Origin of the sequence: Streptomyces sp. OR43, assembly GCF_008042275.1 — a bacterium.
Lineage (GTDB): Bacteria > Actinomycetota > Actinomycetes > Streptomycetales > Streptomycetaceae > Streptomyces.
The window spans coordinates 451,764-475,300 of the sequence record NZ_RDBK01000043.1 but is presented as its reverse complement, the minus strand read 5'-3'; the positions used below and the strand labels follow the sequence as shown (position 1 = coordinate 475,300).

Annotated in this window: 16 protein-coding genes; 10 read left to right on the top strand and 6 right to left on the bottom strand. The window is 72.4% G+C overall.

Annotated elements, in window-relative coordinates; translation table 11 throughout:
• The first annotated feature begins 207 nt into the window (after positions 1–207).
• Together speB and EAO72_RS20480 are read left to right on the top strand one after the other, a co-directional pair.
• A complete protein-coding gene (gene speB / locus EAO72_RS20485; protein WP_148018781.1) occupies positions 208–1,197 on the top strand; it encodes an agmatinase in 990 nt (329 codons plus the stop codon).
• Positions 1,194–2,879, top strand: coding sequence for a thiamine pyrophosphate-binding protein (locus EAO72_RS20480; protein WP_148018780.1), 1,686 nt, complete (start codon positions 1,194–1,196; stop codon positions 2,877–2,879). Before speB ends, EAO72_RS20480 begins: the two co-directional genes overlap by 4 nt.
• A gap of 85 nt (positions 2,880–2,964) precedes the next feature.
• Here EAO72_RS20480 and EAO72_RS20475 read toward each other — a convergent pair whose 3' ends face one another.
• On the bottom strand, positions 2,965–3,327 hold the full coding sequence (locus EAO72_RS20475; protein ID WP_148018779.1) for a hypothetical protein: 363 nt from the start codon (positions 3,325–3,327) through the stop codon (positions 2,965–2,967).
• 228 nt (positions 3,328–3,555) lie between these two features.
• On the opposite strand from EAO72_RS20475, the gene EAO72_RS20470 reads away from it, so the two are divergent.
• The 5 genes from EAO72_RS20470 to EAO72_RS20450 all read left to right on the top strand — a co-directional run bounded on the left by EAO72_RS20470 (position 3,556) and on the right by EAO72_RS20450 (position 12,838).
• The gene (locus EAO72_RS20470) at positions 3,556–4,554 is read left to right on the top strand and encodes a serine hydrolase (RefSeq protein ID WP_148018778.1); all 999 of its coding nucleotides are present in this window, start codon (positions 3,556–3,558) and stop codon (positions 4,552–4,554) included.
• Between the two features lie 427 nt (positions 4,555–4,981).
• The gene (locus tag EAO72_RS20465) at positions 4,982–5,983 is read left to right on the top strand and encodes an isopenicillin N synthase family dioxygenase (RefSeq protein ID WP_148021923.1); all 1,002 of its coding nucleotides are present in this window, start codon (positions 4,982–4,984) and stop codon (positions 5,981–5,983) included.
• A 116-nt stretch (positions 5,984–6,099) separates the two neighbouring features.
• The gene (locus EAO72_RS20460; RefSeq protein ID WP_148018777.1) at positions 6,100–7,542 is read left to right on the top strand and encodes an amidohydrolase family protein; all 1,443 of its coding nucleotides are present in this window, start codon (positions 6,100–6,102) and stop codon (positions 7,540–7,542) included.
• A complete protein-coding gene (locus EAO72_RS20455; protein ID WP_148018776.1) occupies positions 7,539–8,966 on the top strand; it encodes a nucleobase:cation symporter-2 family protein in 1,428 nt (475 codons plus the stop codon). Before EAO72_RS20460 ends, EAO72_RS20455 begins: the two co-directional genes overlap by 4 nt.
• 134 nt (positions 8,967–9,100) lie before the next feature.
• Complete coding sequence (locus tag EAO72_RS20450) at positions 9,101–12,838, top strand: ABC transporter ATP-binding protein (RefSeq protein ID WP_148018775.1); 3,738 nt, start codon at positions 9,101–9,103, stop codon at positions 12,836–12,838.
• Between the two features lie 10 nt (positions 12,839–12,848).
• Here the strand turns inward: EAO72_RS20450 and EAO72_RS20445 are convergent, their stop codons facing one another.
• Positions 12,849–13,340 carry a hypothetical protein gene (locus EAO72_RS20445; RefSeq protein ID WP_148018774.1) on the bottom strand — a complete coding sequence of 164 codons (492 nt, stop codon included), beginning with the start codon at positions 13,338–13,340 and terminating at the stop codon, positions 12,849–12,851.
• 189 nt (positions 13,341–13,529) lie between these two features.
• Here EAO72_RS20445 and EAO72_RS20440 point away from each other — a divergent pair, with 189 nt between their 5' ends.
• Both EAO72_RS20440 and EAO72_RS20435 read left to right on the top strand, forming a co-directional pair.
• Positions 13,530–13,955 carry a hypothetical protein gene (locus EAO72_RS20440; protein WP_410090537.1) on the top strand — a complete coding sequence of 142 codons (426 nt, stop codon included), beginning with the start codon at positions 13,530–13,532 and terminating at the stop codon, positions 13,953–13,955.
• Positions 13,956–14,053: 98 nt separating this feature from the next.
• Positions 14,054–15,529, top strand: a complete 1,476-nt coding sequence (locus EAO72_RS20435) for a S28 family serine protease (protein ID WP_148018773.1) — start codon at positions 14,054–14,056, stop codon at positions 15,527–15,529.
• A 17-nt stretch (positions 15,530–15,546) separates the two neighbouring features.
• Here the strand turns inward: EAO72_RS20435 and EAO72_RS20430 are convergent, their stop codons facing one another.
• The 3 genes from EAO72_RS20430 to EAO72_RS20420 all read right to left on the bottom strand — a co-directional run bounded on the left by EAO72_RS20430 (position 15,547) and on the right by EAO72_RS20420 (position 21,387).
• Positions 15,547–17,871 carry a SpoIIE family protein phosphatase gene (locus EAO72_RS20430; protein ID WP_148018772.1) on the bottom strand — a complete coding sequence of 775 codons (2,325 nt, stop codon included), beginning with the start codon at positions 17,869–17,871 and terminating at the stop codon, positions 15,547–15,549.
• Positions 17,872–18,097: 226 nt separating this feature from the next.
• Complete coding sequence (locus tag EAO72_RS20425; protein WP_148018771.1) at positions 18,098–19,948, bottom strand: glycoside hydrolase family 3 protein; 1,851 nt, start codon at positions 19,946–19,948, stop codon at positions 18,098–18,100.
• A gap of 530 nt (positions 19,949–20,478) precedes the next feature.
• Positions 20,479–21,387, bottom strand: coding sequence for a LysR family transcriptional regulator (locus tag EAO72_RS20420; protein ID WP_148018770.1), 909 nt, complete (start codon positions 21,385–21,387; stop codon positions 20,479–20,481).
• 100 nt (positions 21,388–21,487) lie between these two features.
• On the opposite strand from EAO72_RS20420, the gene EAO72_RS20415 reads away from it, so the two are divergent.
• The gene (locus EAO72_RS20415) at positions 21,488–22,396 is read left to right on the top strand and encodes an EamA family transporter (RefSeq protein WP_148018769.1); all 909 of its coding nucleotides are present in this window, start codon (positions 21,488–21,490) and stop codon (positions 22,394–22,396) included.
• A 118-nt stretch (positions 22,397–22,514) separates the two neighbouring features.
• Here EAO72_RS20415 and EAO72_RS20410 read toward each other — a convergent pair whose 3' ends face one another.
• A complete protein-coding gene (locus EAO72_RS20410) occupies positions 22,515–23,516 on the bottom strand; it encodes a helix-turn-helix transcriptional regulator (RefSeq protein WP_148018768.1) in 1,002 nt (333 codons plus the stop codon).
• Positions 23,517–23,537 lie beyond the last annotated feature (21 nt).

Sequence of the window (23,537 nt, the reverse complement as noted above, 5' to 3'; positions counted from 1 at the left end):
GCTTCGAGTGTGCCGGATCCCGCGGAGGGGCATGGAGGGTTCGTCCGTTCTCAACGGTCGCGATGGATGAAACATACACTTCAGGGTGTCCGCCCGGCCGCTTAGCGTCGGAGCGGACCCGAACGCGCGCTTCCATGCCCCTCCGCGGGATCCGGCACACTCGAAGCAGCGCGTCACCGAAGGAACGAAGGAAAGGCCCTCCACCCCATGAGCAGCAACGAAGCGCCGCGCGGCCCCGTCGACTCGTCCCGTGTCCCGCGGTACGCCGGACCCGCGACGTTCGCGCGGCTGCCCCGCCTCGACGAGGTCGGCACGACGGAGGTCGCCGTCGTCGGGGTGCCCTTCGACTCGGGCGTCTCCTACCGGCCCGGCGCCCGCTTCGGCGGCAACGCGATCCGGGAGGCCTCGCGGCTGCTGCGCCCGTACAACCCGGCGCAGGACGCCTCGCCGTTCGCCCTCGCCCAGGTCGCCGACGCCGGGGACATCGCGGCGAATCCGTTCCACATCAACGAGGCCGTCGAGACGATCGAGGCCGCCGCCGACGACCTCCTCTCCACCGGCGCCCGGCTGATGACGCTCGGCGGCGACCACACCATCGCGCTGCCGCTGCTGCGGTCCGTCGCCAAGAAGCACGGCCCCGTCGCGCTGCTCCACTTCGACGCACACCTCGACACCTGGGACACGTACTTCGGCGCCGCGTACACCCACGGCACCCCGTTCCGCCGGGCCGTCGAGGAAGGCATCCTCGACACGTCCGCGCTCTCCCACGTCGGCACCCGCGGCCCGCTGTACGGCAAGCAGGACCTCACCGACGACGCCAAGATGGGCTTCGGCATCGTCACCTCCGCCGACGTCATGCGGCGCGGCGTCGACGAGATCGCCGACCAGCTGCGTCAGCGCATCGGCGACCGGCCGCTCTACATCTCCATCGACATCGACGTCCTGGACCCGGCCCACGCCCCCGGCACCGGCACCCCCGAGGCCGGCGGCCTCACCTCCCGGGAGCTGCTGGAGATCGTGCGCGGGCTGTCCTCCTGCAACCTGGTCTCCGCCGACCTGGTCGAGGTCGCCCCCGCGTACGACCACGCAGAGATCACCTCCGTCGCCGCCTCGCACGCCGCGTACGAACTGACGACGATCATGACCCGCCAGATCGCGGACGCCCGGCAGCCGGCCGTGGAGGCGGGGGACCAGTGAGCCACGACCACCACGACGAGCGGCCCGAGCTCACGCCCGCCCAGCTCGCCGCCGCACTCAGCCCGCCGCCCGGACGCAACGGCGGCGACCTCGTCGTCGAGACGCTCCAGGGCCTCGGCGCCACCACGGTCTTCGGCCTGCCCGGGCAGCACGCGCTCGGCATGTTCGACGCGCTGCGCCGCTCGTCCCTCGGCTACGTCGGCCTGCGCGTCGAGAACAACGCGGGCTTCGCCGCCGACGCCTACGGGCGCGTCACCGGCGAGGTCGCCCCGCTCCTGCTGTCCACCGGACCCGGCGCGCTCACCTCGCTCGCCGCGCTCCAGGAGGCGGCGGCCGCCTCCGCCCCCGTACTGGCGATCTCCAGCCAGATCGCGAGCGCGGGCCTCGGCGGCGGCCGGCACGGCTATCTGCACGAGCTGCGTGACCAGAAGGCGTCGTTCCGCGACATCGTGAAGTCCGTGCACACCGTGCGTACCGCCTCACAGATCCCGTCCGCGATCGCGGCCGCCTGGGAGTCCGCGCTCACGGCCCCGCACGGCCCGGTCTGGATCGAGATCCCCGAGGACGTGCTCAGCGCCGAGACGACCCTGCCCGTCGTCACCGCGATGGACGCCACCCCGCGCGAGGTGCACGCCCGCCCCGAACTCATCGCGGTGGCGTCGCACCTGCTGTCGCACGCGGAGCGCCCGGCGGTCATCGCGGGCGGCGGAGTCGTACGCTCCGACGCGTCCGGCAAGCTGCGCGCCCTGGCGGAGAAGCTCGGCGCCCCGGTCGTCACCACGTACGGCGGCAAGGGCGCCTTCCCGTGGGAGCACCCGCTCTCCCTCCAGTCCTGGATCGAGGACCGGCACACGACGGACTTCCTGGAGGACGCCGACGTCCTGCTCGTCGTCGGCTCCGGACTCGGCGAACTCTCCTCGAACTACTACACGTTCGCGCCCCGCGGCCGTGTCGTGCAGATCGAGGCCGACGCCGGGAAGCTGGAGGCCAACCACCCGGCCCTCGGTATCCACGCCGACGCCCGCGACGCGCTGGCCGACCTCCTCGACGCGGTCACCCCGCGCCCGGACCCGGCCGCCGCCGAGCGCGTCGCGGCGGTGCTCGGCCGGGTACGGGACCGGATCGCCGCCCAGGAACTCACCCTGGAACAAAGCCTCGTCGCCGGGATCAGGACCGCCCTGCCCGACGCGTCACCCAGCTTCTGGGACATGACGATCCTCGGCTACTGGGCCTGGGCCGCCTTCGACGCCCGCCACCCCAACACCATGCACTCCGCCCAGGGTTCCGGCGGCCTCGGCTACGCCTTCCCGGCCGCCATCGGGGCGGCCGCCGCCGACCGGACGAAGCCCGTCCTCGCGGTGTCCGGGGACGGCGGCGCGATGTACTCGATCGCGGAACTCGCCACCGCCCGCCAGTACGACCTGCCCGTCACCTGGCTGATCGTCGACGACGGCGGCTACGGCATCCTGCGCGAGTACATGACCGACGCGTTCGGCGAGACCAGCGCGACGGAACTGTCCCGCCCGGACTTCGTGGCCCTCGCCGAGTCCTTCGGCGTCCCCGCGGTCCGTACGAGCCCGGAGGCGCTCACCGACGACCTGGCCAAGGCCCTCGCGCAGCCCGGCCCCTCGGTCGTCGTACTCCCGGCGCTGCTGCGGATGTTCGCGCCGACGCACCTCTGACGAGGCGACGCGAGGCGACGCACCTCCGAGGCCCTCATGCCTGTGTGCCCGGGACCGCAGCCGTCCCGGGCACAGGCGCGTCGCCTCAGAGCGCGGCGGTCTCCTTGCCGATGACCTCCAGCTGATCCCGCCTGCCCCGGGCGAACTCCTCGCGCTGCGCGGCGTCCTGGCTGCCCGGCAGGTCCCGGGCCGCCGGCAGCAGATCCGGGATCATCCGGAACACCGCGCCGGCCGCGGCCGCCCGGCCACGCAGCCGCGCGGAATGAAGGGACCGGCCCACCATGATCAGCGGTTCGGTCATATGGGTGCGGGGCTTCTTCGCGGCGTTGTCCCGCATGTCCGCGCGGCCCAGCGCGCGCGAACCGATGTCGGCGAGCAACTGCAAGGTCTCCAGGGCCGCGTACAACTGACCGCAGCGATAGGCATCCGTGGACTGCTCCTCCGGCATGGTCCCTCCTCCGTTCCACCGGCAGAGGGCATCACTACCCGCCACGGCCCGCGGCGGAACGCCGCGACGAGGCGTGCGTGAACCCGGGCACGGGAGCGGACACGGAGCGGGGCATGAAATCGGGCACGAACCACCTTCGTCGTACAACTTTCCGCCCGCCCGCGAGTCAACCCAGTGGGCACGCCGGGGGGCGCGCCCACGAACCTCAGGGGACGGGAAGCCACACACATGACGACACCCCGCATATCCCGACGTGCCCGCGGCGCACTCAGTGCCGCGCTCGCCGTCGGCGTGCTCGCACCCGTGGCGGCCGCGGCACCCGCCGCGGCCGCCACACCGACGGCGAGCTGCACCTCGGCGAGGTCCGGGCTCGCCGCCAAGCTGTCGAAGGACATCACCGCCGCGCTCAAGGGACGCGCGTCGACCGCCGCGGTGGCCCTCTACGACCGGACCACGAAGACCACGTGCACGCTCCGGGCCACGTCGAAGTACGACTCCGCCAGCGTCGTGAAGGCGACCGTGCTGGCCACGCTGCTCTGGGACAACGCCAAGCGCGGCCGCCACCTCACGCAGCGCGAGGCCGACCTCAGCACCGCGATGATCACCAAGTCCGACAACAACGCGACCACCGCCCTGTGGAAGCAGCTCGGCGTCACCAAGGTCAACGCCTTCCTCAAGGCGGCCGGGATGACGCACACCGTGCCCGGGTCCGGCGGTTACTGGGGGCTGACCCAGATCACCGCCCAGGACGAGCAACGGCTGCTGACCCTCCTCACCGCCAAGAACTCCGTGCTCACCGACAGCGCCCGCTCCTACGAGCTCGGCCTGATGCGCAAGGTCGTCTCGGGCCAGCGCTGGGGCACGCCCGCCGGGGCCCCGGCCGGCGTCACCGTCCAGGTCAAGAACGGCTGGCTGCAGCGCGCCACCCACGGCTGGCGGGTACACAGCATCGGCGCCTTCACGGGCAAGGGGCACGACTACGTGCTCACGGTGCTCACCCAGGACAACAAGACGATGACGGACGGCGTCAACACCATCCAGGCCGTCGCCAAGGTCGTGCACAAGGACCTGAACCTGCCGCCGGCGAAGCCGCGCATCCTGCGCGACCTGTCCGCCCGCACCCTGCGCCGGGCGGACGCCCCCACCGTGACCCCGCTCCTCCAGGAGGCCATCCCGCCGGTACCCGAGGCACCGGCCGGCCGGATGCTCACCGTGCCCGTGCGGTAGTCCGTCCGGACCAGGGACCTGGGTCCCTGGTCCGGAGCGTGCCGGGTTCGCGGAGCCCGGCACGCTCTCCCCGGGGCCGCGGCACCCCGGCGCCTCGCTCGACGCGGAATCCCCTCCGGGCCCACCGGATGGGTCCCCGGGCCTTCGCTTTAACCCGGGGGACACTTTCCGTAGCGCCCCCGTAACACCTGGGCGCAAGACTCTCGGCATCGCGCAGCTCCCGGGACCGACGGGCTCGACCCTCCACCCGGGCTGCAAGCTCACGACGCGTCCGGCAGCAAGGCCGGTGCGTGCGTGCCCGGCCCGCCCTGTGCGGGACGGTGGAAGCGCCGGGGGCGGTGACCGCGCTTCGTTCCCCCGCGTACCGGCTCAACGGCCGCGTACGCAGCGAAGAGGGAGAACCACGTTGACCACAGAGCCGTACAGCATGCCCGCCGAGCGCGTGACCGGGGCCGAGGAGGAGCTCGACCGGGAGCGGCGGATGGGCGCCGCGACCGGGACCGCGACCGCTGCCCGGGACATCCGGGTCGTCGATCTGACCGACTTCGATGCCCGCCGCGCCGACATCGCCGAGGAGTTGTGGCAGGCCGCCACCGAGATCGGCTTCTTCCAGCTCTCGGGGCACGGCCTCGACCCGGCCGAGATCGACGCGGCGTTCGCCGCGGCCCAGGCGTACTTCGACCTGCCCGTCGCCGTCAAGAGCCGCAACGCGCTCAAGAAGGGGCTGAACACGGGCTGGGAGTACCGAAGTCAGGTACGCCCCTCCACCGGCACCCCGGACGAGAAGGAGTCCTACCAGCTCACCCGGCCGCACATGGACGGGCTCTGGCCGGACGAGGGCGAACTGCCGGGGTTCCGCGAGACCCTGCTCGATTTCGAGCGCCGCTGTCACACCGTCGCCCACCAGGTGCTGTCCTGCTTCGCCGAACGTCTCGGATTCGCACGTGACTTCTTCGCCCGGCGGCACGATCCGGCCAGCCCTCTCCACCAGAGCACCCTGCGGCTGCTGCACTACTACGCCGTCCCCGAGCAGGCACGCGGCCGGGCGGACGGCGGGTGGCGCGCCGGAGCCCACACCGACTTCGACTGTCTGACCCTCCTCTTCCAGCGTGACGGGCAGGACGGTCTCCAGGTGTGCCCCGGAAAGGAGGCGGACGGCCGTGCGTGGACTCCCGTGCCGGCTTGCGGCGACCTCATCACCTGCAACATCGGCGACATGCTCATGCGGTGGAGCGGCGACCTCCTGCCGTCCAACTTCCACCGGGTCGCCACGCCCGGCCCGGACGACGACCAGGGGCCTCGCCACTCCATCGCGTACTTCGCGCAGGCCGACCGGGACGCGGTGATCGCCGCGCCGGACGGGCGCCACGCGCCGATCACCGCCGAGGAGTACCTGCGGCAGCGCATCGCCGCCAACTTCGCCGGCTGACGGGCAGCCGCCCCCAGCGCAGCCGCCCCCCCCAGGGCGACCGCCGCCGCCGTGGCCGCACGCGCGAACGGCCACGGCGGCCCCTTCCGAACCCACGCACGAAAGCGGGGTCCCGCATGTCCGAACCACGTCCGTGCACGCTGCTGCTGTCCGGTGCCCAGGTGGTCACCGTCGACGACGCGCGCACCGTTCACCCCGACGGAGCGGTGGCCGTCGACGGCCACCGGATCGTCGACGCAGGCCCGACCGCCGAGCTGGTCGCCCGCTGGCGCCCGCTCCGCACGGTCGACTGCCGTGGCAGCGCCGTCCTGCCCGGCTTCACCGACGCTCACACCCACCTGTTCCAGAGCCTGGCCCGGGGCATCGGCGACGGCCTGGCCATCGGGCGGTGGCTGAACGAGTTCATGTGGCCGTACGCCATTCACCTCGACTCCGAGGACGCCCGGATCGCCGCCCGGCTGGGTGCAGTGGAGGCTGCCCGGGCCGGCATCACCACGGTCGTCGACCACCACTACGCGCCCAGCGACCCCGAGACCGTGCTGGCCGTCGCCGACGCGATCGAGGAGATCGGACTGCGCGGGGCGGTCGCCCGCGGCATGCTCGGCGACCGTACCGCCGTGGCCGAGGCGCGCGGCCTGCCGACATCCCTCTACCGCTACAGCACCGACCAGGAGCTCGAACTCACCCGGCAGTGCGTGGCCGCCCGTGGCGCCGAGTCCAAGGTGCGCGTCTGGCCCGCCCCTCTGAACCTTTCCTACGGCGACCGGGACCTGGTGCGCGGAGCCGCTGCCCTCGCCCGTGAGCACGGGATCCGCTGGCACACCCACTGCAGTGAGGGGGCCAAGGACCCGCAGAGCTTCCTGGACCGGTACGGGAAACGGCCGGTGGCCTGGCTGGCGACGGAGAACCTGCTGGACGAGCACGCCACACTGGCCCACGCGGTGTGGCTCGACGAGGAGGAGACCGAGGCGGTCGGCGCGTACGGGGCGGGCGTGGCCCACTGCCCCTGCTCCAACGCCTACCTGGCCTCCGGAGCGATGCCGTGGCGCGGCCTGCGCGAGGCGGGCGCGGTGGTGGCCCTCGGCACGGACGGCCCCAGTGCGGGCGGTCGCCAGGACATGTTCGAGGTGATGAAGCAGACCTTGTTCGGGCAGCGCCTGAGCAGGCTCGATCCCTCGGCCGTGCGGTGCGAGGAGGCCATCGAGGCCGCGACACGCGACGGTGCCCGGTACGCGGGTATCGAAGGCGGCGGGGTGATCCGGCCGGGCGCGCCGGCCGACCTGGTGGTCGTGGACCTGACGGGGACAGCCGTGCAGCCCGTGCACCGGGCGGTGTCCGCGCTCGTCTACTCCGCCCGTGCGGCGGACGTGGTGATGACGCTCGTGGACGGACGCGTCGTGTACGAGAACGGCCACTGCCCGGGCGTCGACGAGGAGGCTCTGGCCGCGCACGCCCGGGAGCGGGCGGAGCGCCTGGTGCGGCGGGCGGATTTCGGGGCTCTGACCGAGCCGTGGCGTGACGGGAACCAGGACCGGCGGAGAAGGGTGGCGACATCATGACCGACACGCACACGCAACCGGCACACGGGCAGCGGGAGGAGCAGGAGGAGAGGCAGGACGGGAAGACCGCCGGAGGTCCTGTCGCCGATCCGGTCGAGGCGGTGCCGCAGTGGTGGCGACTCGGTGCGCTGGGCCTGCAGCACGTCCTCGCGTTCTACGCGGGCGCCGTGGTCATGCCGCTTCTGGTGGCTCAGGGCATGGGGCTGTCCGCTGCCGACACGGCGGCCCTGATCAACACCGCGCTGGTGGCCTGCGGGGCCGCGACCCTGCTGCAGACGGTCGGCCTGCCGGGCATCGGCATCCGGCTGCCCGTCGTCCAGGGCATGTCGACCGCGGCCGTGCCCTCTCTGGTCTCGGTCGGCGTCGCCGCGGGTGGGGGGAAGGCGGGACTGCCCACGGTCTTCGGAGCGGTGATCGCGGCGGGAGTGGTCCTCTTCCTCGTCGCGCCCGTGTTCGGCCGGCTCATCCGCTTCTTCCCTCCGCTGGTCACCGGCACCATCGTGATCATCGTCGGCGTGACCCTGATGGGTGTCGCGGCGCGGCAGGTCGGCGGCGGCGACTCCTCCGCAGCCGACTTCGGCACCCCCGCGCATCTCGGCCTGGCCGGGGCCACGCTGGCGGTGATCGTGGTGTTGTCCCGGTTCGCCAAGGGCTTCCTCGCCTCCGTCGCCGTGCTCGTGGGCCTCGCCGCCGGAACGGCACTCGCCGCGACCGTGGGGCGTACGGACTTCTCCGGCATAGGCGAGGCCGACTGGGTCGGCATGCAGGCCCCCCTGCACTACGGCGCACCGCGCTTCGACGTCATGGCCGTCCTCGCGATCGTCCTCGTCCTCGTGATCATCGCGGTGGAGTCCATCGGTCAGTTCTTCGCCGTCGGAGAGATAGCAGGACGCGAGGTCGACGAACGCGACATCACCCGAGCCCTGCGCGCCGACGGCCTGGCGACCGTCCTGGCCGGGCTGATCAACTCCTTCCCGACCACGGTCTACTCGCAGAACGTCGGACTGCTGCGGCTGACCCGCGTCACCTCCCGCTGGATCGTCGCGGCGGCCGGCGTGCTGATGCTGGTCCTCGGCCTGATGCCCAAGGTGGGTGCGGTGGTCGCCGCCATGCCCGCCGCCGTGCTGGGCGGCGCGACCATCGTCCTGTTCTCCACGATCGCCGTCGTCGGCGTGCAGATCCTCGTCAAGGCCGACCTCTCCGACGCCCGCAACACCGTGCTGGTCGCGGCGAGCCTCGGCATCGGCTTCCTGCCCACGGCCTATCCCCAGTTCGCGGAGCACATGCCCACGCGCCAGCTCCAGGTGCTCTTCGAGAGCGGCATCATGCTCGGCACGCTGTCGGCCGTCCTGCTCAACCTGTTCTTCCACCATCTGGGGCGGCTCACGGCCCGCCCCGCGCGGACCCCCACCGAACCGGCCTGAAACCTCTCGTCCGGATCGGGCCGGGCCCGCCCGAGGACCTACGCCGAAGGTCCCGTATTTGTTGCAGCGGGATGAAATCCGCAGCCCACCGCGTTGGTGCCTTCCGGTACAGCAGGTCGATCGGGAGGCACCGCGTGTCGGACGCAGGCGAGCAGAGAAGCGGCGGAGAGCCGCGCGGCTGGGCACGGAGGCTGAGCGGATACGCCTGGCGCTACCGGCGCAACGTGCTGCTGGCGCTCGGCTCGTCGCTCGCCGGCATGGCCGTGATGGCCCTCGTCCCCCTCGTCACCAAGGTCATCATCGACGATGTGGTCGTCGGCCACACCCGGTCCCTGGCCGTCTGGACCGGACTGCTGATCGTCGCGGCCGCACTCGTGTACGTCTCCACGTACATCCGCCGCTACTACGGCGGCCGGCTCGCCCTCGACGTCCAGCACGACCTGCGGACCGAGATCTACGGGACGATCACCCGCCTCGACGGCAGACGCCAGGACGAGCTCTCCACCGGACAGGTCGTCGGCCGGGCCACCAGCGACCTCCAGCTGATCCAGAGCCTGCTCTTCATGCTCCCGATGACCATCGGGAACGTCCTGCTCTTCCTGATCTCCCTGGTGATCATGGCGTGGCTCTCGCCGCTGCTGACCCTCATCGCCGTCGCCGTCGCCCCCGCCCTCTGGTACATCGCCCGCCGCTCCCGCACCCGCCTCTTCCCCGCCACCTGGTACGCCCAGTCGCAGGCCGCCGCCGTCGCCGGAGTCGTCGACGGCGCCGTCTCCGGGGTCCGCGTCGTCAAGGGCTTCGGGCAGGAGGACCAGGAGACCGGCAAGCTGCGCGAGGTCGGGCGCAGGCTCTTCGCCGGCCGGCTGCGCACCATTCGCCTGAACTCCCGCTACACCCCCGCGCTCCAGGCCGTCCCCGCACTCGGCCAGGTCGCGATGCTCGCCCTCGGCGGCTGGCTCGCCACCCGCGGCGAGATCACCCTCGGCACGTTCGTCGCCTTCTCCACCTACCTCGCCCAGCTCGTCGGCCCGGTCCGGATGCTCGCCATGGTCCTCACCGTCGGCCAGCAGGCCCGCGCCGGTGTGGAGCGCGTACTGGAACTGATCGACACCGAACCGTCCCTCCAGGACGGCACCAAGGAACTGCCGGCCGGCATCCCCGCCGGTGTCGAGTTCGACGACGTGCGCTTCGGCTACACCGAGGACCGCCCCGTCCTCGACGGCTTCTCGCTGACCATCGAACCCGGCGAGACCGTCGCCCTCGTCGGCGCGTCCGGCAGCGGCAAGTCGACCGTCTCGCTGCTGTTGCCGCGCTTCTACGACGTCACGCACGGCGCCGTCCTCGTCGGCGGACACGACGTGCGCGAACTGACCCTCGACTCGCTGCGGGCCGCCATCGGTCTCGTACCGGAGGACAGCTTCCTGTTCTCCGACACCATCCGCGCCAACATCGCCTACGGGCTTCCCGACGCCACCGACGAACAGATCGAACAGGCGGCCCGCTCCGCCCGGGCCGACCGGTTCATCGCCGACCTGCCCGACGGCTACGACACCAAGGTCGGCGAGCACGGACTCACCCTCTCCGGCGGCCAGCGCCAGCGCGTCGCGCTCGCCCGCGCCATCCTCACCGACCCCCGGCTGCTCCTCCTCGACGACGCCACCTCCGCCGTCGACGCCCGCGTCGAGCACGAGATCCACGACGCCCTGCGTCAGGTCATGGCCGGCCGCACCACCCTGCTGATCGCCCACCGCCGCTCCACCCTCAACCTCGCCGACCGGATCGCCGTCCTGGAGAACGGCCGGCTCGCCGACATCGGCACCCACGAGGAGCTGGAGCGCCGCTGCGCGCTCTACCGTCGCCTGCTCACCGACCCGGACGAGCTGGGCGGCACCTCGCCCGGCCACCTGACCAAGGCGGCCCCGGACCCCGCCGACGACCGCGCGCTCCAGGAGGAGATCGACGCGGAGTTCGACGCCGAACGGGGCATCACGCCCGAGCTGTGGGTCCGCAAGGAGGAGGAGCGCGAGACCGACGCGGCCGGCACCCCCGCCACGCCCGAGCTCCTCGCCCAGGTCGAGGCCCTGCCCCCGGCGACCGACACCCCGGACGTCGACGAGGCCCGCGCCGTGCACGCCGAGGAGTCCTACGGGCTCCGCCGGCTGCTGCGCGGCTTCGGGCTGCCGCTGCTGGTCAGCCTGGCTCTGGTGGCCGTGGACGCCGGGGCGGGCCTGCTGCTGCCCGTACTGATCAGGAACGGCATCGACGACGGAGTCACCCAGCTGGCACTCGGCGCGGTCTGGACGGCCTCCGCCCTCGGCCTCCTCGTCGTCCTGGTGCAGTGGGCGGCCCAGACCGGCGAGACCCGGATGACCGGCCGCACCGGCGAGCGCGTGCTCTACTCGCTGCGGCTGAAGATCTTCGCGCAGCTCCAGCGCCTCGGCCTGGACTACTACGAGCGCGAGCTGACCGGCCGGATCATGACCCGGATGACGACGGACGTGGACGCCCTGTCGACGTTCCTCCAGACCGGTCTCGTCACGGCCTTCGTCTCCGTCGTCACGTTCTTCGGGATCATGGTGGCGCTGCTGGTCCTCGACGTGGAACTCGCCCTGGTCGTCTTCGCGACACTGCCGCTGCTGGTCATCGGCACGTTCTTCTTCCGCCGCAAGAGCGTCAAGGCGTACGAGCTGGCCCGTGAGCGGATCAGCGTCGTCAACGCCGACCTCCAGGAGTCCGTCTCCGGCCTCCGGATCGTCCAGGCCTTCCGCCGCGAGCGGGACGGCTCCGACCGGTTCGCCGCCCGCAGCGACCACTACCGCGAGGCCCGGGTCCGCGGCCAGTGGCTGATCTCGGTGTACTTCCCGTTCGTCCAGCTGCTGTCGTCGGTGGCCGCCGCCGCCGTGCTGATCGTCGGCGCGGGCCGGGTCGACAACGGCACGCTCACTACGGGTGCGCTGGTCGCCTACCTGCTCTACATCGACCTGTTCTTCGCCCCCGTGCAGCAGCTCTCGCAGGTCTTCGACGGCTACCAGCAGGCCACCGTCTCCCTCCGCCGCATCCAGGAACTCCTCCAGGAGCCGACGTCCACCGCCGACCGGGACGAACCACAGGACGTGAGGTCGCTGCGCGGCGACATCGCCTTCGAGGACGTGTCCTTCGCGTACGGCGGCGAGGAGACCGCGCTCAGCGGGATCGACCTGCGCATCCCGGCCGGCCAGACGGTCGCGTTCGTCGGCGAGACCGGCGCCGGCAAGTCCACCCTGGTCAAGCTCGTCGCCCGCTTCTACGACCCGACGGGCGGCCGGGTCACGGCGGACGGCACCGATCTGCGCGCGCTGGACATGACGGCGTACCGGCACCGGCTCGGGGTCGTCCCCCAGGAGGCGTACCTCTTCGCCGGCACGGTGCGTGACGCCATCGCGTACGGGCGGCCGGAGGCCACCGACGCCGAGGTGGAGGCGGCGGCCCGGGCGGTCGGCGCGCACGACATGATCGCCACCCTGGAGGACGGCTACCTCCACGAGGTCGCCGAACGCGGCCGCAACCTGTCGGCCGGCCAGCGCCAGCTGATCGCGCTCGCCCGCGCCGAACTCGTCGACCCGGACATCCTGCTGCTCGACGAGGCCACCGCGTCCCTGGACCTCGCCAGCGAGGCCCTCGTCAACCAGGCGACCGACCGGCTCGCGGGCCGGCGCACCACCCTCGTCGTCGCCCACCGCCTCACCACCGCCGCCCGCGCCGACCGGGTCGTGGTGATGGACCACGGCCGCGTCGTCGAGGACGGCACCCACGACGAACTCCTCGCCCGGAACGGGCACTACGCGGTGCTGTGGCGCACCTTCATAGGAGAGGACGAGCCGGCGGCCGTGTGAGGAAGGGCGGCTACTCCCGGATGCCGGAGATCTTCCCGGTCGCCAGGTCCGAGCGGACCTTCAGATACGTGTACGTGGGGTCCTGGTCCGACCCCCAGGTGAGCCGGACCGTCGACCAGGTGTGCCCGGCGCCGCTGTCGCCCCCGCTGACACGGAAGCCGGACGGGGCGTTCTGGGCGTGCAGCACACCGTCGGCGCCATGGGCAGCCTCCCAGTCGCCCAGCTCGGCGCGCAGGCCGGGCGTGAGGTAGAAGTCCCGCAACGAGGCGGCCAGTTCGGCGCCGTCCTCGGCGGCGACCGCGTCGATGTAGGCGCCGTAGAAGTGGACGACCTGCTCGTACGCCGGGGCCGCGGCGCGCGCCGCGGCGGCGGCCGGCGCGCCCTGCGGCACGACGGCGGCGGCCGGGACGGCGGCCACGGCGGTCAGGAGCGCGGCGGCGAGCAGCGTGCGGCCGATGACGCGCGGGCCACCAGGACGCCCGGAGGTGCGGAGTCGGGTCATTGCGATTCCCGCCTTTCGTAAGGCTTTCGTACGGCTCTGTCCGGTGGGCCCATCGTGGGCCGGTCCGGCCGGGCGGAACACGGAGCGCGCCGGGTGCAACCTCCGGATGGCCTCCCGCGTCGTAGGCAGATACACGTAGGTGCGCACAGGTGTCGGGTAGGGGCCCGTGTGTTCGACGAGGCGATGGCGATGGGGCTGCTGGTGACCAGAGGGACCGAACGACACGGCGGGCGTACGGGACGCGCGGCGTTCCGCCTGCTCGCCCTGGCTCTGGCGACCGCTCTCGGGCTCGTCGTCGGCGGTGTGGAGGCGAGCAGTGCCGACGCCGCCTCGGTGTGCGCCGGACGGCCCGCGAAGACGGTGAAGTTCTCGACGGGGGAGCTGCGCGTCTACCGGACCCGCTCCTACGCCTGCGCCGTCGCCGTCGCGGCCAAGCCCGGAAAACGGCGCCCGATGTCCGTACAGATCCAGCCCCGCGGCGGCCGGCCCGTCATCGACAGCGGCTCCTTCACCCAGCAGGCCGGACCGGTGACCGTGCACGCGCTGAACCGGTGCGTCCGGGCCTCGGGCACGATCTCCGGGAAGACCGGCACCACGGGCTGGATCCTGTGCTGACCGGATGACGTGAGCACACACCCGCGCAACAGGGTCTGGTGGTGCGGGTATTGCCCGGCTAGGTTCACGACGTCTGTTGTGAACCAAGGGGAGTGTGTATGCGTAAGGCGCTCAGAGGGTTCCTGTCGCTCGCGGTGCTCATCGGCACAGTGAGTGCGACGGGTGCTTCGGCCGGGGCGGCCACCGCCGCAGAACCGGCCGCGGTCCGTTCCGCCGTCAGTGACAGCGGTACGAGCACGGACATCAAGGACCGCATCCTGGCCATCCCGGGCATGAGTCTCATCGAGGAGAAGCCGTACGCGGGATACCGCTACTTCGTCCTCAACTACACCCAGCCGATCGACCACCGGCACCCGTCCAAGGGCACGTTCCAGCAGCGCATCACCGTGCTGCACAAGGACACGTCCCGCCCGACGGTCTTCTACACGGGCGGCTACAACGTCTCCACCAACGCCAGCCGCTCGGAGCCGACCCGGATCATCGACGGGAACCAGGTCTCGCTGGAGTACCGGTTCTTCACCCCGTCGCGTCCGTCGCCCGCCGACTGGTCGAAGCTCGACATCTGGCAGGCCGCCAGTGACCAGCACCGGGTCTTCACCGCGCTGAAGCGGATCTACTCCAAGAACTGGCTGACCACCGGCGGTTCCAAGGGCGGCATGACCGCCACGTACTTCGAGCGTTTCTACCCGAAGGACATGGACGGCGTCGTCGCCTACGTCGCGCCCAACGACGTGGTCAACAAGGAGGATTCGGCGTACGACCGGTTCTTCGCCAACGTGGGCACCAAGGAGTGCCGCGACCGGCTCCAGGGCGTGCAGCGCGAGGCGCTGGTCCGCCGGGCCCCGCTGGAGAAGAAGTACCAGCAGTACGCCGCCGACAACGGCTACACCTTCACCACCGTCGGCACCCTGGACAAGGCCTACGAGGCCGTCGTCATGGACTATGTCTGGGCGTACTGGCAGTACAGCCTGCTCGCCGACTGCGACACCATCCCGGCCGACGCGAAGAGCGCCACCGACCAGGCGATCTGGGACTCGATCGACTCGATCTCCGGCTTCTCCGCCTACGCGGACCAGGGCCTGGCGAACTACACGCCGTACTACTACCAGGCCGGCACCCAGCTCGGCTCGCCCGACATCAGGCAGCCCTGGCTCGGCAAGCTGAGCCGCTACGGCTACCAGCCGCCGCGCAACTTCGTACCGAGCTCCATCCCCATGAAGTTCCAGCCCTGGGTGATGCGCGACGTCGACACCTGGGTGAAGAACCACGCCAACCACATGCTGTACGTGTACGGCGAGAACGACCCGTGGGGCGCCGAGCGCTTCCGGCTCGGCAGGGGCGCCCGTGACAGCTATGTCTTCACGGTGCCCGGCGGCAACCACGGCTCGAACGTCGCCGGTCTGTCCCCGGAGCAGAAGGCCACGGCCACCGCGGCGATCCTGCGCTGGGCGGGTGTCGCCCCGGCCGCCGTCCAGGCGGATCCGGCGAAGGCGAAGCCGCTCGCGAAGTTCGACGCGCGGCTCGACAAGAAGGACCTGACGACCGAGCACCGGCTCGGCACCAGGCGCCCGTAGGGACCCGGAGCGGGCGCTCACTCCTCGTCGGGAGTGAGCGCCTGCTCGGACCAGACGGTCTTGCCCTCGGGGGCGTAACGCGTGCCCCACAGCGTGGCGAGCTGGGAGATGATGAACAGTCCCCGCCCGCCCTCGTCCACCACCCCGGCGTACTTCATGTGCGGGGCGGTGGTGCTGCCGTCCCAGATCTCGCAGGTCAGTCCGCGGTCCAGGATGAGACGCAGTTTCACCGGCGGCCTGCCGTAGCGCACCGCGTTGGTCACCAGCTCGCTGACGATGAGCTCGGTCGCGTCGCCGGTGTCCTCGGCGAGGTTCCAGGCGGCCAGTCGTTCGGCGACCAGATGGCGCGCCGTGGCCGGTGCGGACGCGTCGTGCGGCAGTTCCCAGGCGGCGTACCGGTCCGGGGGCATGGCCCGGGTCCTGGCCAGGAGCAGGACGGCGCCCTGGAGGCCGGGCGCGTCGGGCAGGGCGGAGGCGGCCGCTTCGCACAGGTGCGACAGCGGCCGGTCCGGGCGGGCGAACGCCTGGCGCAGCACACCCGAGGACGGTTCGGCGTAGTCGCGCAGCGCACCGCTGTAGAGGGCGAGAAGGCTGCCCTCGCGCAGCGGAACCGTGGCCGCGGCCACGGGCCCCCGCCCCTCGGCGCCCAGCAGCGGCCCCGCCGGCACACCGGCGACGGAGGCGGTGCCGTCCGGGGCGACGACGAGCGGGGCGGGATGACCGGCCGMGGCCACGACGCACGTCTCGCTGAACGGGTCGTAGACGGCGTACAGGCACGAGGCGGAGAGCGGCCTGCGGTGCAGCGGGTCCTCCGGCGGCAGCTGGTCCCGCTCCCGCACCAGCATCGCCGCGGTGTCGTACACGCGGGCGATCAGCTCGTCGGGCTCCAGGTCCAGCGCGGCGAGGGCCTGGACGACGGTGCGCAGCTGACCCAGGGCGGTGGCCGCGTGGATGCCGTGTTCGGTCACCTCCCCGATCACCAGGGCGGTCCGGGCCCCCGGCAGGGAGATCGTGTCGAACCAGCTCGTACTGTCCCGTCCCGGCAGCACCAGGTGATCCGTGCGGACGGCGGGCTGCTCCGCCGGCCGCTGCGGCAGCAGGGCTCTGCGCAGCGCGCTGACGACGGTGTACTCGTGGACGTAGCGGCGCGCGTTGTCGATACCGAGGGCGGCCCGGGAGGCCACCGCCGCCGCGACCGGGATGTCCTCCTCGGTGAAGGGCTCGGAGTCGCCGCTCCGGTAGAGGCTGACCAGTCCGAGGACCGCACCGCGCAGCGTCAGCGGTGCCAGCAGCAGCGTGTGCGAACCGGCGGCCCGGATGAAGCGCGCCTGTGCCGGGTCGACGTCGGCCCAGAGTTCGCCGGTCAGCGGGATCAGGCGCGGCCGCAGATCGGACAGGGCCTGTTGGAAGGGGGTTCCGGGGGCGAGCGTGCGGATGTCTCCCACCCGGCGGGCCGGCGGGGGCCGTCCCTTGTACGCGGCACGCCGCAGCGGTACGTCGCCCTGCATCGGCCCGGGCTGCGGGGCCTCGCCGCGCAGGAGCGACTCGACGATCTCGACCACGCCGACGTCGGCGTAGGCGGGGACCAGCGTGTCGACGAGCTCGTGGCAGGTGGCTTCGATGTCGAGGGTCGCGCCCACGTTCTCGCGCACGGCGGTGAGGGTGGCCGCCCGGTGCGTGCGCCTGGTTTCCTCGGTCACGTCGATCATGGACACGGCGATGCCGAGGACGGTGCGGCCCTCGCGCTCCTGATCCCCCTGCCGTGCCTCGAGCCGGAGCGCCGTGATGGACAGCGCGCGTCGTTCACCCGGTGCGAGAAGCCGTCCGGTGCCCGGGGCGTGGTCGGGCGCTCCATCCGGACGGGCGTGGAACAGCCGCCGGATTCCGGGCACACCGGTGTCCAGGACCTCGCGCAGGAAGGCGTCCACCGCCTCCGGTTCCTCGAAGCCGCACAGCTCGGTGAAGATCCGCCCCCGCAGCCCGTCGGCCGCGTCCTCGCGGGTGCCGGGCGGGACGCTCGCGCGCGTCACGCGCAGGTGTGTATCGAGTACGCGCACGGGGATGTACGACTGGGAGAACATCATGTCGAGCAACGCCTGCCCGATGGCCCCCACGTCCCCGTCGGACGCCCAGATCCCCCAGTCCGTCCCGGTCAGCGGCTCCACCCACAGCCCCGGGACCTCGTCGTCACGGGTCCGCCACCGGGCGCCGCCTGCCAGGACGTCCGCGACGGGGCGTCCCGCCGCGTCGGCGGCCGACAGCCCGAAGCGCTGCTCGGCGCCCCTGCTCCAGCCGGTGACCACACCGCTGCCGTCCACGACGATCAGAGGGGCTCCAGCCATCACGCCAGCTCCTTCGCCCCCGGACGGGACCCGCGACAGGCGTCCGCGCGCCGCGCGACATACGGCTACCGCACCAGAATCTGCCCTGTCCCGGCCATCCGCCACCGGAGCGCCCGGACGGGCCGCGGGCTGCCGGGCCGCTCCCGTGGCACAGCGCTGCGGGCGGCACGGACGCTCCGGGCGGTACGGACGCGGAGCCGTCCGTACCGCCCGAAGGCGCTACCGGCTAGTACGTGAGCCCGTATCCCACCGGGTACAGCACCTGCGCCGGATCGTCCGCCCGCTGCACCGGCACCGGGAGCCTGCCCTGCGGCTCGGCCCGGCCCGCGATCACCCGGACGGCCGCACGCAGTTCGACGTCGGTCCACGAGTACGAGGCCAGGCTCGCCGCGTATCCCGTCCCGGCCAGCTGGGCGATGTCGTACGGATTGCGGATCGCGACCGTGATCACCGGGACGCCGGTCGCGGCCAGCTCGCGCACCAGGGTGCGCTGCGCACTCGTCGCCGAGACGTTGTACGTCCCCACGACCACCGCGTCCTTGCCCTGCGCGGCGGCCACCGCCGCGTCGATGGCCGCCCTGGTCGGGGCGGTACCGGTGGGCAGGGCCGTGGCCGTGTACCCCAGCTCGTTGAACGCCCCCGCCAGGGTGGTGGTCGGCGGTCCCGTCGTACCGGACGGGGAGGCCGGGTCGGCTCCCACCACCAGCAGGTTCCGGTGCGAGCGGCGCGACAGCGGCAGCAGCGCGCCGTCGTTGGCCAGCAGCGTGGTGGTGTGCTCCGCGATCCGGTCGGCGGCGGCGAGGTGCGACCGGGTGCCGACGGTACGGTCCACGCCCCGCCGGCTGACGAACGGGTCGTCGAACAGCCCCAGCTTCGTCTTGAGCCGCAGGATGCGCAGGATCGATTCGTCGAGCCGGGCCTCGCTGACCTCACCGCTCTTGACGGCCGCCAGGAGGGCGTTCCACGACACCTCCAGGCTCGGCGGGTTGAGCAGCTGGTCGACGCCCGCCTGGAGCGCCAGCACCGGGACCCGCTCGTCGCCGTACTTCGTCCGCACGCCCTCCATGCCCAGCGAGTCGGTGACCACGACACCGTCGTAGCCGAGCTCCTCGCGGAGGATCCCGGTGAGGATCGGCCTGGACAGCGTCGCCGGGTCCTCGGCCGGGTCGAGCGCGGGCACCACGATGTGCGCCGTCATGATCGAGTCGATGCCCGCGGCGATGGCCGCCTTGAACGGCGGCTCGTCCAGCTCGGCCCACTGCTCGCGGGTGTGGGTGATGACCGGAAGCCCGGTGTGGCTGTCGGTGCTGGTGTCGCCGTGGCCGGGGAAGTGCTTGGCCGTGGAGGCGATCCCCGCGCTCTGGTACCCCTTCACCTGGGCCGCGACCATGCCGGCCACGGACTGCGGGTCGGAGCCGAAGGACCGTACGCCGATCACCGGGTTGGACGGGTTGACGTTGACGTCCGCGTCCGGTGCGTAGTTCTGGCAGATCCCGATCGCGGCCAGCTCGGCGCCGGCGATCTGCCCGGCCCGGCGGGCGTCGGACCGCGAACCGCCCGCACCCAGCGCCATCGCGCCCGGCATCAGCGTGGCGGGCTCGCCGACCCGGCAGACGATGCCGTGCTCCTGGTCGGTGGAGATGAGGAGCGGCACGGAGTTGGGCCCCGCCAGCCCGGCCCGCTGGATGCCGTTGGAGAGATCGGCGATCTGGTGCGGGTCCCGGGTGTTGTGCGCCCACGCGAAGTAGATGATGCCGCCCACGTGGTACTTGGCGATCATCTCGGCGGCGGTACGCACCCCGATCTCGGCGAGGTTGGAGTCGATGTCGGCCTGGTCGGGCTCGGTCGCGGAGTGCCCGTAGACCCGCATGACGAAGAGCTGGCCGACCTTCTCCTCCAGGCTCATCCGGGAGATGAGCCGCTTCAGCCGCTGTGTGGTGGCGGCGGAGGTGTGGCTGCTGCTGGCGGACTTCTGGGCGGCGAGGGCGCCGGGGGCGACTGCCATGCCCGCAGCCGCCGCGACGGCGGTTGCCGCGGTGGCGGTGAGGAGGGTGCGTCTGGAGGTGCGGTCGTGCACGTGAGCTCCTTCGGCCGTACTCGATGACGAGGGGGTTGAAAGAAACTGCCAAGGATCACGGATATACAGAAAATAACTTCCGGTCAAGGGTGCGGACCGTTTTGAGCGCGTCCGGAAGTGCCGGGGGTGCGCCCAACGGTGACACTCTGAGCCTGCGCGTCCCCGGCCGTGGCGGGGCGCCGGAAGGTGTACGGGGAGGGGCCTGTTGATGGGTGAGCGGTCGGATCTGGAGGCGCCGCTGTCCGCGCCGCCCTGGAAGCGCTTCTTCCGGCCCGGCGGCAGGGTGTTCCCGAGCCGCCGCCCGAGATGGTGACCACGGGGGACGAGGAACCGGAGGTGCCGCCCGACTGGGTCAGCGTGAGGATGCTGTTGCGGGATCTCATGCCGCACCCGCGGGCCGTCACCCGGGAGCGCATGGCCGAAGTGCGCCGTGAGGCTGCGCGCATGGGCCTGGAGGCCCACGGTGACTTCGCCGCAGTGTGGCCGCGCTGGACCGTCTCGTGGCGGGAGCGATCTGAGCGGACGGACGGTCACCGCAGCCCCACGCCCGCCCCATGTGCCTGGAGCGCCGAGACGGCCGCCGTGATCGCCGGACGGCGGGCCGCGTCCGTACGCCACAGCGCGTACAGCCGCCGCACCGGTACGGGGTCGATCCGCACCGCCACCACCCCGTCCGGCAGTGGCCCGCGCCCCAGCCGGGGGATCATGGCCACCCCGAGTCCGGCGGCGAGCAGGGCGAGCTGGGTGTGGTTCTCCTCGGCCTGGTGGCGGATGTCGGGTTCGTAGCCCGCCGTGCGCAGCGTCCTTACGAGCCAGTCGTGGCAGACCGTCCCCGGCGGCTGGCAGATCCACCGCTCCTTCGCCAGTTCCTCGCGCCGTACCCCGTCCCGGCCGGCCAGCCGGTGGCCCGCGGGCACCAGCAGATCGCACCGGTCGTCCCCGATGTCCGCCTGCGCCACGCCCTCCGGCGCGGGCAGCGGGGCGATGTCCCAGTCGTGGGCGACGGCCAGGTCGATCACGCCCTTGGCCACCAGGTCCACCGAGAGGTGCGGGTCGACCTCCGTCAGCCGCACGTCGAGCTCGGGGTGCTCGCGGTCCAGCTCCGCCAGCACCCCGGGCAGCAGGCCCCGCGCCGCCGAGGCGAACGCGCCGATCGACAGCCGGCCCGTCGGCAGCCCCCGGCGCTCCTCCAGCGAGGTCTCGGCGCGCTCCACGATCGCCAGCAACTCCTGCGCGGTCGCGGCCAGATGAACGGCCTCCTCGGTCAGTGCGACCCCGCGTCCGCGTCGCTCCAGCAACGTCGTACGGGTCTCCCGCTCCAGCTTGGTGATCTGCTGCGAGACCGCCGACGGGGTGTAGCCGAGCGCGGCCGCCGCACGCGCGACGGAGCCGTGGACGGAGATGGCGTGCAGGGCGCGCAGCCGGGCGAGATCGAGCACCGTGGCCTCCGGGGTCCTCGGGAATCATTAGCGCTGCTCAATTTCACCATGAAGAAATCCGTGCTGGTGCTACATGGTCCGCGCACGCGATCCTCGGTGCATGCGCCCCCTCCACATCGCCCTGGCCGTCCTGGTGGCCGCCCTCTGGGGCGTCAACTTCGTCGTCATCGAGCTCGGACTCGACCACTTCCCGCCGCTGCTCTTCTCCGCCCTGCGCTTCCTCGTCGCGGCCCTGCCCGCCGTGTTCTTCGTGGGCAGGCCGAAGGTCGCGTGGAAGTGGATCGTGGGCGTGGGGCTGGCCTTGGGTGTGGCCAAGTTCGGCCTGCTCTTCATCGGGATGGACCGGGGGATGGGCGCCGGGCTCTCCTCCCTGGTCCTTCAGGTGCAGGCGGTGTTCACGGCGCTCTTCGCGGCACTCGTGCTGGGCGAACGGCCGGGAAGGACGAAGCTGCTGGGTATGGCGGTGGCGCTGGCCGGCATCGGGGTGGCCGCCGTCGACGAAGGCGCGAGCGGGCCCGTGCTCGCCTTCGTCCTGGTGATCGCCGCGGCGGCCTGCTGGGGCGTCTCGAACGTCCTGACCCGCCGGGCCGCGCCGCCCGACTCCCTCAACTTCATGGTCTGGGTCTCGACCGTGCCCGTCCTGCCGCTGCTCGGCCTGTCCCTGCTCTTCGAGGGCTGGGACCGCGACCGGGACGCGCTCGCCGCGCTGGACTGGAGCGGCGCCGGAATCATCGTCTACGTCGCCTGGGTCGTCACGATCTTCGGCTTCGGGGCCTGGGGCTTCCTGCTCAGCCGCTACCAGGCCTCGTCCGTGGCCCCGTTCACCCTGCTCGTGCCGGTGTTCGGGATGTCGTCGGCCGCGCTGCTGCTCGGCGAGTCGGTGAGCCCGTTGCGGTGGTGCGCGGCGGCGCTGCTGGTCGGCGGGGTGGCGCTGACCTCGCTCGCGGGGGCGCGGCGGGCCCGGGCCGCCGCGCCGGAGAGGCCCGAGCCGGCCCCCGTAGGCGGGTAGCCGGAACACGCCCCCGCGGCCGGACCGCGAACCGTCCTGCGGTGCGGCTTCGACGGCGCCGGACAGCCCACGTCTCCGAGAGGTCAGGGGCGACCGGCACGAGGGCGCACCCGCTCCGTCATACGTGAGGCGGGCCTCGCCGGGCCGAGTGCCTGAGCCGTTCGGCGAGAGCCTCGACGAGACCGCGGAGCTCATCCGGACGTTCGATGACGAACGGCCGGTCCAGCGAGGCGAGCACAGCGGGCAGCCAGTCGAGCCGGTCCACCCGCAGCTCGACTCGTGACCAGCGCTCCGTCTCCGGGTCCGCGCCGCCCGGGGACGGCAGTTCCTCCACGATCGCGACGCCGGCGGGAAGCCGGGTGTGGATCTGCTCGGCCGTCCCCCGGACCCGCAGGGTCACCTCGTGCCGGTACGGAGCCGTCGCGAGCCCCGTCAGAAGGCGCTCCGCCGGGTCGAGGCCGGCAGGTGGCTCGAACGAGCCGGGCAGCGTCCTCACACCGGAGATGCGATCCAGCCGGAACGTCCGGTCCTCGCCCGCCGTGAGATCCGCAGCCGTGACGTACCACTTGCCCGAGTGGGCGACGACCCCGTACGGGTGCAGTGTGCGTTCGCTGCGCCGGCCGTCGGCGGCGGTGTACCCGACCGAGACCGGGCGGTGATGGTTCACCGCGTCGGCGATCGGGAGCAGGACCCCGGATTCCGGGGCGGCTGCTGCGCCGGGCGGAGCCGTGAAGGCGAGCGACCCGAGGACGGCGTCGAGTCCGAGGCGCAGCCGCTCGGGCAGCACCCGCCGGATCTTGGCCGCCGCCGTCTCGCCCGCCGTGCCCGTTGCCGTCGTCAGACCGGCTCGCCGTCCCGCGACCAGGCCGAGCAGCACGGCGAGCGCTTCGTCGTCGCTCAGCATGAGTGGAGGCATGCGGTAGCCGGGGGCGAGCCGGTATCCGCCGTAGCGGCCGCGTACCGACTCGACGGGCACGTCGAGGTCGATGAGGTGGCCGACGTAGCGCCGCACGGTCCGTTCGTCGACGTCGAGTCGGTCGGCGAGCTCGGTCACGGTCCGGATGCCGCCCGACTGCAGGAGTTCGAGCAGGGCGAGCACGCGAGCAAGGGGACGAGGCATGCTCAGAAGTCTCCCGCACAT